16 protein-coding genes and 1 pseudogene are annotated in these 12,807 nt (G+C 58.1%); 11 read left to right on the forward strand and 6 right to left on the reverse strand.

The window, feature by feature from the left end; genetic code table 11:
* The first annotated feature begins 257 nt into the window (after positions 1-257).
* The 3 genes and pseudogenes from Q0L57_RS27960 (at position 258) to Q0L57_RS27970 (ending at position 1,987) form a co-directional block, all read left to right on the forward strand.
* Positions 258-1,307 carry a GlxA family transcriptional regulator gene (locus Q0L57_RS27960; protein ID WP_296746310.1) on the forward strand — a complete coding sequence of 350 codons (1,050 nt, stop codon included), beginning with the start codon at positions 258-260 and terminating at the stop codon, positions 1,305-1,307.
* 355 nt (positions 1,308-1,662) lie between these two features.
* Positions 1,663-1,808 (forward strand): annotated as a pseudogene (locus Q0L57_RS27965) (MucR family transcriptional regulator); the annotation flags it as partial.
* On the forward strand, positions 1,808-1,987 hold the full coding sequence (locus Q0L57_RS27970; RefSeq protein WP_296746311.1) for a Lar family restriction alleviation protein: 180 nt from the start codon (positions 1,808-1,810) through the stop codon (positions 1,985-1,987). The pseudogene Q0L57_RS27965 and the gene Q0L57_RS27970, both read left to right, overlap by 1 nt.
* A gap of 430 nt (positions 1,988-2,417) precedes the next feature.
* Here the strand turns inward: Q0L57_RS27970 and Q0L57_RS27975 are convergent, their stop codons facing one another.
* The gene (locus tag Q0L57_RS27975; protein WP_296746312.1) at positions 2,418-2,735 is read right to left on the reverse strand and encodes a hypothetical protein; all 318 of its coding nucleotides are present in this window, start codon (positions 2,733-2,735) and stop codon (positions 2,418-2,420) included.
* A 94-nt stretch (positions 2,736-2,829) separates the two neighbouring features.
* Between Q0L57_RS27975 and Q0L57_RS27980 the strand changes: the two genes are divergently transcribed.
* The 5 genes from Q0L57_RS27980 to Q0L57_RS28000 all read left to right on the forward strand — a co-directional run bounded on the left by Q0L57_RS27980 (position 2,830) and on the right by Q0L57_RS28000 (position 5,262).
* The gene (locus Q0L57_RS27980; RefSeq protein WP_296746314.1) at positions 2,830-3,117 is read left to right on the forward strand and encodes a hypothetical protein; all 288 of its coding nucleotides are present in this window, start codon (positions 2,830-2,832) and stop codon (positions 3,115-3,117) included.
* On the forward strand, positions 3,117-3,497 hold the full coding sequence (locus Q0L57_RS27985; RefSeq protein ID WP_296746316.1) for a hypothetical protein: 381 nt from the start codon (positions 3,117-3,119) through the stop codon (positions 3,495-3,497). The genes Q0L57_RS27980 and Q0L57_RS27985 overlap by 1 nt, the downstream gene beginning before the upstream one ends.
* A gap of 2 nt (positions 3,498-3,499) precedes the next feature.
* Positions 3,500-4,204, forward strand: a complete 705-nt coding sequence (locus Q0L57_RS27990; RefSeq protein WP_296746317.1) for an SOS response-associated peptidase — start codon at positions 3,500-3,502, stop codon at positions 4,202-4,204.
* Positions 4,205-4,396: 192 nt separating this feature from the next.
* On the forward strand, positions 4,397-4,690 hold the full coding sequence (locus tag Q0L57_RS27995) for a hypothetical protein (RefSeq protein ID WP_296746318.1): 294 nt from the start codon (positions 4,397-4,399) through the stop codon (positions 4,688-4,690).
* Positions 4,687-5,262, forward strand: a complete 576-nt coding sequence (locus Q0L57_RS28000) for a hypothetical protein (RefSeq protein WP_296746319.1) — start codon at positions 4,687-4,689, stop codon at positions 5,260-5,262. The genes Q0L57_RS27995 and Q0L57_RS28000 overlap by 4 nt, the downstream gene beginning before the upstream one ends.
* A 136-nt stretch (positions 5,263-5,398) precedes the next feature.
* On the opposite strand, the gene Q0L57_RS28005 is transcribed toward Q0L57_RS28000, so the two are convergent.
* Positions 5,399-6,622, reverse strand: a complete 1,224-nt coding sequence (locus Q0L57_RS28005) for an RNA-binding domain-containing protein (protein WP_296746321.1) — start codon at positions 6,620-6,622, stop codon at positions 5,399-5,401.
* A 155-nt stretch (positions 6,623-6,777) separates the two neighbouring features.
* On the opposite strand from Q0L57_RS28005, the gene Q0L57_RS28010 reads away from it, so the two are divergent.
* Both Q0L57_RS28010 and mauJ read left to right on the forward strand, forming a co-directional pair.
* Positions 6,778-7,653, forward strand: coding sequence for a hypothetical protein (locus tag Q0L57_RS28010; RefSeq protein ID WP_296746322.1), 876 nt, complete (start codon positions 6,778-6,780; stop codon positions 7,651-7,653).
* A gap of 81 nt (positions 7,654-7,734) precedes the next feature.
* A complete protein-coding gene (mauJ, locus tag Q0L57_RS28015) occupies positions 7,735-9,090 on the forward strand; it encodes a methylamine utilization protein MauJ (RefSeq protein ID WP_296746323.1) in 1,356 nt (451 codons plus the stop codon).
* Positions 9,091-9,232: 142 nt separating this feature from the next.
* On the opposite strand, the gene Q0L57_RS34310 is transcribed toward mauJ, so the two are convergent.
* Entirely contained in the window at positions 9,233-9,541 is a 309-nt protein-coding gene (locus tag Q0L57_RS34310) for a topoisomerase DNA-binding C4 zinc finger domain-containing protein (protein ID WP_366940958.1), read from the reverse strand.
* A gap of 39 nt (positions 9,542-9,580) precedes the next feature.
* Positions 9,581-10,075, reverse strand: a complete 495-nt coding sequence (locus Q0L57_RS28020) for a hypothetical protein (RefSeq protein ID WP_296746324.1) — start codon at positions 10,073-10,075, stop codon at positions 9,581-9,583.
* Positions 10,076-10,579: 504 nt separating this feature from the next.
* Between Q0L57_RS28020 and Q0L57_RS28025 the strand changes: the two genes are divergently transcribed.
* Positions 10,580-11,098 (forward strand): hypothetical protein, encoded by a 519-nt coding sequence (locus Q0L57_RS28025; RefSeq protein ID WP_296746325.1) that lies wholly within the window; start codon positions 10,580-10,582, stop codon positions 11,096-11,098.
* Between the two features lie 76 nt (positions 11,099-11,174).
* Here Q0L57_RS28025 and Q0L57_RS28030 read toward each other — a convergent pair whose 3' ends face one another.
* Complete coding sequence (locus tag Q0L57_RS28030; protein ID WP_296746326.1) at positions 11,175-11,561, reverse strand: hypothetical protein; 387 nt, start codon at positions 11,559-11,561, stop codon at positions 11,175-11,177.
* 484 nt (positions 11,562-12,045) lie between these two features.
* On the reverse strand, positions 12,046-12,612 hold the full coding sequence (locus tag Q0L57_RS28035) for a hypothetical protein (protein WP_296746327.1): 567 nt from the start codon (positions 12,610-12,612) through the stop codon (positions 12,046-12,048).
* Between the last annotated feature and the right edge of the window lie 195 nt (positions 12,613-12,807).

The following is a 12,807-nucleotide window of genomic DNA, read 5'->3' on the forward strand; positions in this document are numbered from 1 at the left end:
TCCAGGTCGCCGACTACGGCCTCGTCGGCGATCTCTTCGTCATCCTGCCGGAACTTGCTTCGCAAATCTGAGCTAGCTTCCCGCGCGAGCTCGAGAGCGCTGATCTGAACGAGAGATCCCGCGAGGTGGCAAAATGCGCGGGGACAGAGCTAGCGAGACATACGCTTGAACGTGATGCAGACAACAAGATCCGTCGCCGAATGGTTAGGTCTTCACAAGAAGCTGGCGGCTAAAACTTTCGGCGCTCCCTGGGCCTGATGAACGCGCCTGCTCAAATCAACGCAGCGAGCTCGCGAGATACATCATATGCCGCGGTCGCCCGGCCGTTCGCCATTGCGGTTCTGGTGTTGCCTGGCTTTTCCAACCTCGCGCTTCACGCGTACCTGGAACCGTTTCGGATAGCCAATGCAGTTTCACGATCGCCACTGTTTCGTTGGCAGATCGTAGGAACCAAAAGGCTGCCCGTGGAGGGGGCGAACGGGCTTTCCGTAGCAGTCGACATGTCAATAGACGATCTGGCGTTGGGTATTGACGACCGGGAAAGGATTCAAGTCGCCATCGTGGCGGGCGAACCAGTTGAGAGGCAGCTGACGCCTCAGCTCGCCGGCTTTCTCAGGACCGTAGCCCGGCGCGGTGTGCCAATCTCGGCAGTGGGCACTGCAACCTGGCTGCTCGCTCGGGCCGGCCTCCTGGCAGACACGCGCTGCACGATCCATTGGTCGCGGCTCGCGGCCTTTTCCGAAGTGTTTCACAAGCCGCGCATCCGCGACGCGCTTTTCGTCAAGGACGGGCAATTCTCAACTTGCGCCGGCGAACTAGCAGCCTTCGATCTCGCGGTCGAATTCATCGGCTGTCATGCGGGTGACTTCATCGCACAGGAGGTCTGTAGGCACGCGACCGTCGACGGGCAGCGCTCCGGTTCAAGCCGCCAGACAGGCCCATCCGGTGTGGCTTTTGCCCGAGTGAGCGAGAACCTTCTAATCGCTACGCAAATAATGGAAGACAATATTGAGTTTCCGCTTTCCATGGACCAAATCGCTCAACGCGTCGGAATTTCTCGAAGACAGCTTGAGAGACTGTTTGCTTCGCATATCGGACTTGCTCCGGCCCAGTATTATCTGAGGGTTCGGCTAGACCACGCAAGGCGATTGATCGAGGGTACTCGAATGCCCATTGTCGATGTCGCCATGGCGTGCGGGTTTATGTCTGCCTCGCATTTTGCGAAGTGCTTTCGACTGCTCAACGGTACTTCGCCGCAACAGTGTCGAGCGACCGTGCTCAATAGGATGGGGTCCGGTCTAGTCTAGCTGGAGAGGTTCTAGGCACAACGGTGCAGCAGTTCTATTGAATGTTGATTCGGACGCTCGTTAGCGATGAGTTGCGTATTGATCTTACAAACGATCTGCACACCGATCTAACCGAATTATCGGTTAGATGTGATCGGTGGAGTGAGTGGCAGGCTCAAGTTCAAATCCGGCCCCAGGGATCAGACACGCGGGCTACGCGTCGCTAGGGTCGTTGCAGAGCGCATACCAAAATCGCCCGGCCATTGTTCGTTTCGGTTTCAAGCATGGAAGTATGCAAAACAAAACCAGAGAAACAGGCCCTTCTATCGGATCGGGTCAAGGGCTCTTTGGCGGTCTTTGTTCTTTTTTCGTTCCCGAGAAATGGGGCCTGAAGCCGGACTATCCGATGGTGGCGTCAACCTATGCACCCAACGATCCGCTCTGGCGAAGTCGATCGGGCTCGGGCGAAAGCCTGGGGCAAAGCCGACAAAGAGCAATGGCAAGAAGCGTTCGGCGCGGTGATGGCGGATGCTTGCCCGTTTTGCACAAGCTCCGACGTAGGCCCGAATGTGACCGATGAGGGCCGCGTCGTGGTGCGGTGCGACGACTGCGGCGCATCCGGCCCGGTCTGCATCGACGAATTGGACGCCGTCAGAAGCTGGAATCGTCGTCCCGCCACACCCGATCAGGATTGGGACTAGGGCGAGCCGTTGCACGCAAGCATGATGAAGGCTCGAAACGTGAACCCTTTGCGCGGGCGATGTGTATCATTTTAATACAATCTTTGATTTGTAGACTCCTGGTGTCTCCGTCTCGGCTAAGGGCGGGAACAGCCGACGGACCGGGAGGAAACCATGTCTGTCCAAAGAGAAGACTTTCGAACGAACAGAGCCGACTATTTGATCGCCGCGACGAAAGACCGATCGGCCGCTGATGTAGGCCGCGTCGACGTGCTGGAAAGACAAAAGAAAACACTCTGGCTAAGAGATCCGCGAGCCGCCAGGTTGGCTGCAAATCCCTGTGAGAGCTTGCCGGCACCAAGAGCCCTACGGCGCGGCAATTAGACCCCGCCGGTTAGGCCCGGCTTTCGTTGGCCTACCCCGTCAGCGTGCCGGGCCGCTTTGGCCAAATCTATTCGTCGCGCCAAATCACCCGCTTCTCCCACCGGATCTGAACAAGGCGCCGGTAGCGGATCGTGTGCGCCTGCTCGCCGGTCGGGTGGAATAGCTGCGCGCTCATCCACTCCCTGCTTTTGCACTGCTGACAGCGCACTTTGTCCCTGACGTCGTCGATCGTGACGTTGCCGACCACCTCCCGCAACTCGAGCGGCTTGTAATAGCGCGTGACGTTGCAGCGGGCGCAGCGGATGCCCGCTACCTGCCCCGCATCGTGGGCATGCGACAGGGTCCAGGCAGCACCTCGCGGCCACTTCTCGGGTTGTTCCGGCATTTGCTGAAATGAGGAACATATTCCTGACTCGTCAAGGGGCGCTTGACTCTTTTGTTCTCATTTTGTTCACTGCTGGCCAAACGGAGACATTTCCATGAAACCGACCACAGTCGACGTAAATTCCCCGGACTATCTCGCGGTCCAGGAGACGGTGACGCGCGAACGTCATGAGATCACCCGCACAGCCGACAAGATGCTGGAACGCCTTCGCGGCCTTTCTCCTGTCAGCCAAAAGCAGGCGATCTGCCAGATGACCGCGATCTGGGTCATGGCCAACTACCCCAGGGACAAGGAAACGCAGCTTTCGCTCTCCGATGCGATCCGCGAGCAAACCGATATGTATCTGAAGGGTGATGGCAAGCTGCCTTCTAACCACCACTAATGGCAACGCGCAGCCGGAGCATACCGTCGCCGTCGACCATCGATCGCGAGTGGCCGCATCAGGTCGCACTGCCCGACGACATTTGCACGGCGCACAACTTCACGCTGATACGCCATTTTTGCGGCGCGCACGGGCTCGAGCATTGGACGCGCCAGGTGCAAGCGATCTGGCCGAGCGGAAAGTATGAGGAGTGGCGATTGCACTGCTTTCGCGATGCTGCCGCTGCCGAAGCTTTCCGCGTCCATTTTGGCGGGATAGCCTTCAACCCGATCAAAAATCGCGAGGGCGGCCGGGCGCATGGCGTCTGGCGGCGCGAGGGCGACTATAAGCGGATTTTCGACCAAGGGCCGCTCAGCGTGCCCGAAGCCTTGAGGAGCTAGCGATGTGCAACCTCTACAACCTCACCACCAGCCAAGAGGCTATCCGGCAGTGGACGAAGGCGATGCGCGACGTCCTCGGCAATCTCGAGCCGTCGATCGACGTCTACCCGAACATGCCCGGCGCAGTGGTCCGAAATGCGCCTGAAGGGCAGCGTGAGATCGCCAAGCTTCTTTGGGGAATGCCGACGCCAGCTGAGCGAGTGAAGGGGAAAGCCGATTACGGCACGACCAACATCCGCAACCCGCAATATGCCCACTGGCAGCAATATGTCGGCGTTGAAAATCGTTGCGTCGTCCCGGTCACGAGCTTTGCCGAGCCATCGCCCACGCCGAACGATAAGGATGCTGAAACAGGTATCCAACGAAACTACTGGTTCGCCCTCAACCAAGATCGGCCCCTGTTCTTCTTCGCGGGCATGTGGACGCGCTGGCAAGGCGTACGGCGTGTGAAGGACGGGCCGGGAGATTTCGAGCTCTACGGCCTTTTGACCACCAAACCGAATGCGCTGATCGCACCGATCCACGAGAAGGCGATGCCGGTGATCCTCACCACTCAGGATGAAATCGAGACCTGGCTGACCGCGCCGTGGTCGGAGGCAAAGAGGCTGCAGCGGCCGGCCCCGGACGACACTTTGGTGATCGTCGACAAGCCGGCGACGCAGATCAAGTTTCCGCAGCAGGCGCCGGTGCAGGGCTCGTTGTTCTGATGGGCGACGAAGCGAACCGCGCCGAAGAAGCTGCGCCGTCGCGCGAACGGGGTCCGCTTGGCCATTCATGCGAGCACCTCGGTTGCGGCAGGGATGCCGGGTGGGGCTTTGCTAGGCCGAAACAGCCGTCGCACTGGTTTTGTTTTGAGCACCGCGGCGAAGGCGAGCAGTTTTTGTAGGAGCTAAGGGTCGATGTCGCGCTATCAATTCGTGCATGAATTGGAAAGCACCGCCGATCACATCGCGGACGCCTCACGGGCTGATTTGCAGGTGATGTTGCGCCGGGCGGCGCTGATGATCCGCAACGCTGGCGGGCTCAGCCTCGATCCTCGAACAGATGACGCCTTGAGCAGCCTGGCAGCTGAGATTGGCAAGGCCAAGCCCGATCTGGTGAAAACGATCGTCGGCGAATGGCTTGTGGCAAATGCCTACTTGCCGGTGCCGTACGCATTGGACGAAGAGAGCGCGGTGGAAGGCAACTCATGATTGACGGGCCAAGGCAGAACGGGAATATCCTTGACCGCGCGCGGAAGGGCGAGAGGCTGCGCGTCACCGATGTCGAGGAGGTCATCAAGCAGCTTCGCGACCGTGAGAGGGAAACGAAGGGCAAGGGACCCGTCGCCCGCGCCTATGCTGACGACAACGCGCCCGTCGGCGCCGACGCGCTGCGCATCCTAGCCGATCGTGCCCGCGACGAACTCATTCCCCGGATCATCGGCCGCGCCCAAAAGGCCCTGGGCGTCCTTGAGGAGGCTGAGAACAAAATTGCCGACGGCAAACGCGCCACGGCGGAGAGCTTGAAAGTGTTGCGCCCGCATGCGCAATGGCTCACCGACGCGCTGGAGCAACTGACCCAGCGACGGGCCGCAGTGGAGGCAAGGATTGCCCATGAAACGTTCCTTGAGCGCCAACCGCTGGCGGACGGTCCATGGACGGATGCAGCCGTCTTCCTGCAAAGCATCTCATCTTCGGATGCTATCACCGCGGCGCTGAAAGGAGACACCACGCCATTCGTTGAACGCGGAACAAAGGCGCTCCGGAAGGCGCTATTCCGGTGAGCGCTCCAGGCCGCTCGCGTGCGCGCTTGTAGCCAAAGACCGATGGCGGCCAGCGCGGCCGAGGAGACCGGCCTGTTGCGGAAATTCACAAAAGCGGCGTTGTTGCGGATGGGGAAGGGCCCTCCGCCCTAGAAGGTCATCCCGGTGGTCCAACCCATTGGCCCTCTTCATTGTAGCTTGGGGATCTTTGAAAACCGAAGCCGTTCCACAGGGTGTTGAACGTCAGTCGCATTGCCTCGGCTATACTCGATGTGGGTCCGGTGAGCGTTGCGTCGGGGAGCTGGATCACATCGTCATAAAGGAGGCCCATTTGGTTGTATCCGCCCCCCTTCGAGTAGCTCCCGCTAAAAGGCGTTCTAATCCGGCAGCCCTTCGCGTTCGTTAGCGACAGGAATACGAAGAATGGATATCCGAGACCAATGTCCAAGAGAAAGCGGCGGTAATTCCCCACGGCGGAAATAACCACTGGTTCGAAGTTGCCGACAATGTATGGAAGGCGCTCGTCGAGGTTCAGGTAATCAACACCCTCTACCGCTCCGGAGCGGAAGGCTTGGCAATACGCTCGGGCGAGCTCGCCAGGTGGATTGCTGAAAGTGAACACGCCGTCGAGATTGATGCCATGGCTGTATGACGAACCTGCCCGACCCGGGGGAAGAGGCATCTCCGTTCCGTTGGCGGTCAGGGAAACAATGTCCAGGACCTCGCCCGTGGCGAACGTGGAGAGCGGGACTACGTGAGTTACGAGCCGCCCTCCTGCATCCAGTTGCAGCGGTGTTTCGCCCGACTGGATTTTAATCAGGCGGTCCGCCCGAAATGATCGAATTCGGTCAGCCGCCGCCTGGGATTGGACGAAGGCAGATCGAAGCTCGCTAACATCCAGGGGATATTTTCCCGCCGAGTTGCGGCCGTAGAATTTGTCGTTGCTGGTGACGCGGTGCGGCGCCAACCAGCTTCTTGGCACCCGGATAATGAGGACGAAGGCCCCCGCGCCAACTTCGATCTGCTGGAACTGGCAACGCGGAAGCCGCTGGTCTACGCCCGTGTCGAGCAGCTGCTCCAAGCGGAGCTTCTCGGCATCTGCGTTGGAGATTTGAACGCCGGGGACATCCGACGCTACCCCGTCCTTGGTTTCGATGCCGATGACGAGGTCACCGCCAGCGGTGTTTGCGAGCGACGTCACTGCGGCGAGAAACTTGATTTTCTCTTCTGAGGAGCCTGCTCGCATCTCCCGCTTGAACTCCAGGGTCCGGGTCTCCGAAACTCGGCCCTTCAGTCCCTCCAAGTCTTGCTTGGTTACTTTACTCAGGTCGCTGAACGGTAGCATGAAATTCGACGGATTGGCCTTTCGGGCTTCGACCATACAATGATGGAAATGAGCTAAGTAGGATCGCCAGGCTCGGAACCATCTCACCAAAGTGGCAGGAAACGAATTCTTGTAAGGGTAAATGACACTCGCACAATTGGCAGGTGAATCCTATATCTGTTGCGGGTTACTCGAAATCGGAATCGCCGCTGATGACTGACGATCAATCCGAACCGCCAAAGAAGCCTTTGAAGCTCAGTGATCTTGCCAAGCTCCCCGAGGACATAGCGCCTCCTGGCGAGATTGGGATGGAGCCGCAATTGAATGCTACTCACATTCTGGCAAAGCAACTCCGAGAGCAGCAAGAAAAGATCGGGGGCTTGCTTCGCCCCTCCAAGGAAGCCGAAGCCTTCCAAAAGCACTTGGAATCTCTTTCGAAACCAAGCCCCGCTGTGAAATCCATACTGGATCAAGTTGAAAACCAGAGGCGGCTGCTCGACTCAATCACCAATTTCCATGTTGGAAAGGCGGCAGCAAACAGGCCGGGCTTTGGCATCGCTGATCGGTTCGTTCCGGTCCATAGGCTTCCAGATATCAAGCTGCCTAAGAATCCAGTTCTGGATACCAACGCCAAGCTAGCTAATATCGAACAGAAGTTCGAGGGCATGCTGGATGTCTTGTCAAATGCCGCGCGGATCGGAAACGAAATTCAAGCTCAAGCGGCAACGTTTATTGAAAAATTCGAGGTGGCCTCTGATCAGACTGACAAATCAGCCAAGAAAGCAATTCGTGTTGGCGTAATTGCCCTCGTTATTGCTACTCTGAGCCCGTTCGCGCCAATGGTGGTAGACTACTTTGCTCCTAACCGAACTGTTCCAACTATTGAAGCTCTCACGCGTGAAGTCGTTTCCGCGAGCCAGTCGGCCAGCGTCGACAATCAGAAACTGATCGAGGCTTTGAAGGGCCGCGACGAGCAAATTGCTGAAAGACTCATGGATGAAGTTCGGCGGAAGCAGGACGAAACAAACGTTATTTTGAGCAAACTGCTGGAAGCGCTGAAAGAACGCGATTCCTCTACCAATCCATGACGATCGATCTGGCCGGGTGACCCTCTCGAAGGGTCATCACCACACCCCCCGAGAGCGATAACTATTGGATGAGCTGAAACCATGCGCGACGAGATGGGATTGCCCCTTCCCATAGAGCGATTGCCAAAGAAGGCGGTGTACGAGGCTGTACCCGAACTGTTGAAGCGCGGGCAATGGATATGCCTGAACATCGAGCCGTCCTGTGCCTGGCCGACCCGACCTCAGACCGTCGAGTTTGGTGGTTACACACTTTGGATTATTCCGCTTACCCAGGAGGACCATCCCGGTGTCGCGATCAATCGTCCACCGGACATGTCCCAGGAAGATGCCGAAAGCTTGCTCTACAGGTTCTTGAGCGTCGTCGCCTGGCGGCACGGTGCTGGGATCGCCGTCCCCTATCGGACTGGCGGGGGTATGCCTTACATGATGGCCTTGGATAAAAAGTCTGGCTTTGCCATTCGGGAGCCGTTCGACTTCACCGAGCTGATCTGTCCAGAAGAAGAAGAGCCTCGTATAGCGCTGGCGCTAGTCCGGGAAGCGCGTAGCCTCAACCATCACGGATACGCCTTTTTATCTTACTGGCGCGTTCTCGAATTGGCCTTTCCCAAGGCCGCTGATCGCGTCTCTTGGATGAACGCGACTCTGCCCACACTCAAGGGAACAGGTGTGCAGGAGGCAAAAGACAGCATCGCCGCGGAAGGTGCTGAGGATACCTGCGCTCATCTCTTTGCCTCAGGCCGCTGCGCGATCGCGCATGCCACCGGCAAGCCAGTTATCAACCCAGACGATCCGCGCGATGCGTCGCGGTTGTATCGCGAACTGCCACTGGTACGCGAAATGGCGATCCGCGCTGTGGAGGAGCGGTTTGGCATAGCGACACCCATGACTGAGTATCAGCAGCATCTTTATGAGCTGCGCGGTTGGAAAAAGGTTCTAGGCGAACCGTTGTTAGCTGCCGTCACCACAGGGACGGAACCCAAGGCCGACCAGGTTGTCGATCTACCACCGATTCATGTCCGATTGCGAACGAGCCCGCCTTATGGTCCCTTCGAAGGTATGGTGCCGAAGGGCATCGAACAGCAAGGCCGGGAGCTGTTGATGGTCTACGGTACGGAAGACGGGTTGGTGGAGATCCGCTTCCGGCTGGCGCCTGCGGAAGAGCGGCTCAAATTCGATATCTTTGACGGGATTTACGGCAGGGACGACGGATCGGTTGCGGCCGCCGAATACAAGCAGGAGACCCAACGGTTCTTTCGCGATTACATGCTCAATGGAGAGCTGCAGATGTGGAACGCTGACTCCGGTGCGCTCTTGTCGCGGCTCGATGCATACGTGCCCCTTAACATGATGGTCGATTTGGAAGCCTGCAACGCAAACATTGCCGCTGCGCGGGAAGAAGTTGAACGCCGTCGCGCCGAATCGGTGTGTCCCGGGTAGATCAAGAGGACGCCAGCGCGTTGTATTCGCGAACATCGGGCCAGCCGCCACCGGTCACGCCCATACAGACCTTCCTCGCCCTTTCTGCCCGAAGTCCTGGATCTCGCCTCTCTGTCGTATACGGAAGCGTCGGGCGGACCGTTCAGCCGGCCACCGAGCAAGAATACCTGCACCGAGGGTATTCGGAGCAGCCGAGGAATTCCCCGAACCTGCCGCTTTTCCTCATAAGGTAGCCGCGACAGCTTTCTGCCGGGCATAGGGGCTTTGGCGCCTTATTGCGATACTTCTGTTTCTTGAATTCCCAAGGATGGATGTTGTCCTTGAATGCCCATGTGCCCCGCTTTGCGCGCCTGGCTTCCTCCAGGGCATCCAAATATCGCTGGCCGGGCCCGTACCGTTCCAGAACCCAAGCCCAGCCTATAACGCCCCTGGTCTTCCTTGCGGAAGCCACAAATTCAGACGACTGCCAGGTAGTTTCGGTGCCTGGAATTCATTTGACCATGGCTTTCACGCTGTCGTGGACGGCGACATAATGGTCGGCGAAGAATGCCAAGAAAATCGCCAACGATACCGGGTCCGGTTCATCATAGCCAATTGCCTGAAACCATTGACGGCACCAGGTAAGCTTTTTGTCTTTGTCAGGATCAACGAGAGTCCCTAGGTCTGCCATGGCCGCCTTCATTTCTTGCAACCGGGCCGCACCACTTGGCGTTTCGGGTGAATTAGGGAAGACAATGCGCTCGTATTCCAGCTGCGTCTGGTGGAGCAAAGGCTCTTTCTTCGCCTGCAATACCAGGTTCCTCAACACCATTGCTTCGCGATAGAGAAAGACCTTTGCGCGGAAGCGTTCGTGAAACGCCAGAGGCAAATCGTAGGTTTCCGGAGTGGCCTGCGCTTGGTCCTCGACTGCACATATTCGGTGAAGCAACTCGGCCATAACGGGCGGGGTCGTTACTAACTGACGTTTCTTGGTGAACCAGCCCATTCAGATCAGTCCTTCGACTAGCTGCTAGCGAATTCTCATCGGACCTTTCCGGTAGCCTCGGCTCAGGTTCGAGAGGCATCATACTAAGCCGCTGCCGGCAGCGGTTCCAAGTAGGTAGCGCCTGGCACTACGCTGCCTTCGGTCACCACGTTTGCTTTGCTCCGCCTGTGCTCCGCCTGCAAATCCCGGCACAGCCGCAGCGCCGCTCGCAAAAGGGTCGGCCAGCACCCCAAAGGCTCCCGCGCCTCGCAACTAACTTCCCAGTCGGAGAATCGCCCTTGAGATTCCGTTGGAGACAAGCGAGATTGGCGCGTTATTAGAGACGTAGTTTTCGGATTTTCCCTGGGGGCCACGCGCAGTGCGGCAGATATAGCCCTTGAGCCTTTTGCTAGGGGTGAGCTTGTGCGATGTTTGGGTTTTTCAAGAAAAATAAGCGGATCGAATCCGAATTTGCACGGGCGCTTGAGTTTGACAATTTGACCTACGCGAAGGTTGTTTCCGACCATGTTCGAGAACATGGACTCGATGACGCGGGCGCATGTTGTCGTGGCTTACGAAAACCTGCTTCCTCACCTCACCGCCTACTGGCAAGTCGCCAAGGAGAGGGGCGAAGACGGTTCAGTTGAACAGTTTATCGGCATGGCGGCCAAGCGCCTCGACGAGGTCGGTAACGACGAAATCCAATCGCGGCGTTGGGCCTGGTTTCTCTTTGCCGCGATGCTGGGGCGGCTAGAAAAACTGTCCTTCAAGAACCCTGCGATCGTGCAGACTGGCGCTAAGATATGGTGCGCACTTGTGAGTGAGATTCCACGCTTGAAAGGGCTGCTTCCTAATAATGTGGTCTGGAAACCGGAAGAAAAGGAATGGTTCAACTTGTCGATGGACGATGACACGCTGATCCAATTTGCGATCAACAATGTGATCCCGCCGATGTTTGCGAAGCATGAAAGCGTTCAGGTTTTCGCAAAATCTCGGCGTCTTTATTATCGGCCTTCCGATTCCCGCTTCGGCATAATTCCTTGACGGCACGGCTTTCCCGCTTCGTCCCTGACGACTCCCGTTCTGCTCCGTTTTTGCAAATGGCCGTTCCGTTTTTGCGTCATCCGGGCAGCCACCCAACCCCATGGGGAGGCCCGTCAGGGCCGATCCTTGGGTCGGTTGGGATATCTGAAAGTCCCTTGTCGGAATCCGCGAATTCGGCCGTTTCAAAACCTTCACCGTCCGAATCCATCCACGCCGATTCCGAATCCGCGCCTTCCTCGTAAAGAGCCTTGCAGGCATCGCGAAGGTCTTCACGCGCGGCGCGCCTCTGTGCCTCCGCCTGCATCTCTGCCTCGACCTTCCGTCGCTTCTCCTCTACCATGGCTTGAGCCGTGGCCTTGTCCGTAATTGTCCATTCTTCGACCCGAAGCAGAATCTGGTCGTACGGAGAATCCGAGGGGCGCACGATGACCCACCCGCCGGCATCATCGACGGTCAGGATCATTTCCCCGCCCTCCAGGGCATCGGCCGCTGCCTTCCTTTCTCCAGCCGTGCCGGCGAGGACGACGACAGGGGCGGCTACCAGTGAGCGCCGGTGTACTCGCGAACCTTGAGGGAAGTCCCTTGTCAACCGGCGCTCCATGGCGTGGGGTGCACGCCATTGGTCAACGATAACGCCGCCTAGTGATTGCCCTCATCCGCCGATTGGATGACGAATTGAGCCCGGCCTTCTTTGAGGCGGCAAGCACAGGAGTGACAGGCCAGGCCGGGAAGCGGCGGCGACACGTCGCTGCCTTGAGTTTCTCGTCCACGGCGCCTCCGTCTCAACGGCGTAGACCGAGGTAATCGAATCCTAAGCCCGGTTCCCTGCTTGCAAATTGAGTCCTACCGCTGCCTCCAGAGCGCCTCTGGCGACTTGGTACGCTCGCACAGGATTCGGTCCGTAAGGACATCTCGAAACCAAAGCCGCAGCGCTACGTGTAAGGGGGCTAGACTTCCGGACTGGCCAACGTCCAGCCTCGACCTTTAACGTGCTGGAATTCGTCGTTATGCCGTCGAAGGGCCGCCCGAACCAGTTCCACAGGATCGGCGGATTGAATCCGAACGCCTATCTCGTCCATCTTCGCCTTGATCTCCCGTTGCATCAAGGGCCGACCAGCATCCCTAAGGATTCTTCGTGCGGCGTCGCGGATTCGCTCGGACTCGCTTGTTTCGGCGTCGCGGATTCGCTCGGACCCGGTTGGTTTGGCATCGCGGATTCCCTCGGATCCGCCGGCGCTTTCGTTGCCCGTCTCAGCAGGCAATCTTGGGTTCGAAGATTCAATCGGCAAAGAGCCCACTTGGAAACCGCGCATAGCAACCAATTCGGCCTTGAATACTTCAATGCTCTTCCGAGTCCGGACGATCTCCGCACTCCGAGCAGCTTCGAATTCCTCAAGCTTTGTCCGGTATTCCTGTGCAGCTTTTCGGAATAGAGCGAGTTCCGCCTCTTGTTCTTGGACGCGAGTTTCCATCGCCTCCAAAAGGTTCTCCAAGATCTGCTGGGGCTCTGTCACGGGGGACTCCAAAATGATCGGAGCAAGTCAGTTGTGGACGTCCGCAGTTGCAGGTATGTTCCGAGTAGTGATTCGGACATAAAAATTCGGGTGAGCGCGGTGCAACGCGCTCACCCGAGTGATCCGACTTCCAAACCCGTCAGGAAAGGAGGCCGCATGCAGCCTCTGTAGCATCATCTCCTCCATCACGCCACT

This window comes from Mesorhizobium sp. (assembly GCF_024509055.1).
In the GTDB taxonomy this organism is placed as follows: Bacteria; Pseudomonadota; Alphaproteobacteria; order Rhizobiales; family Rhizobiaceae; genus Mesorhizobium.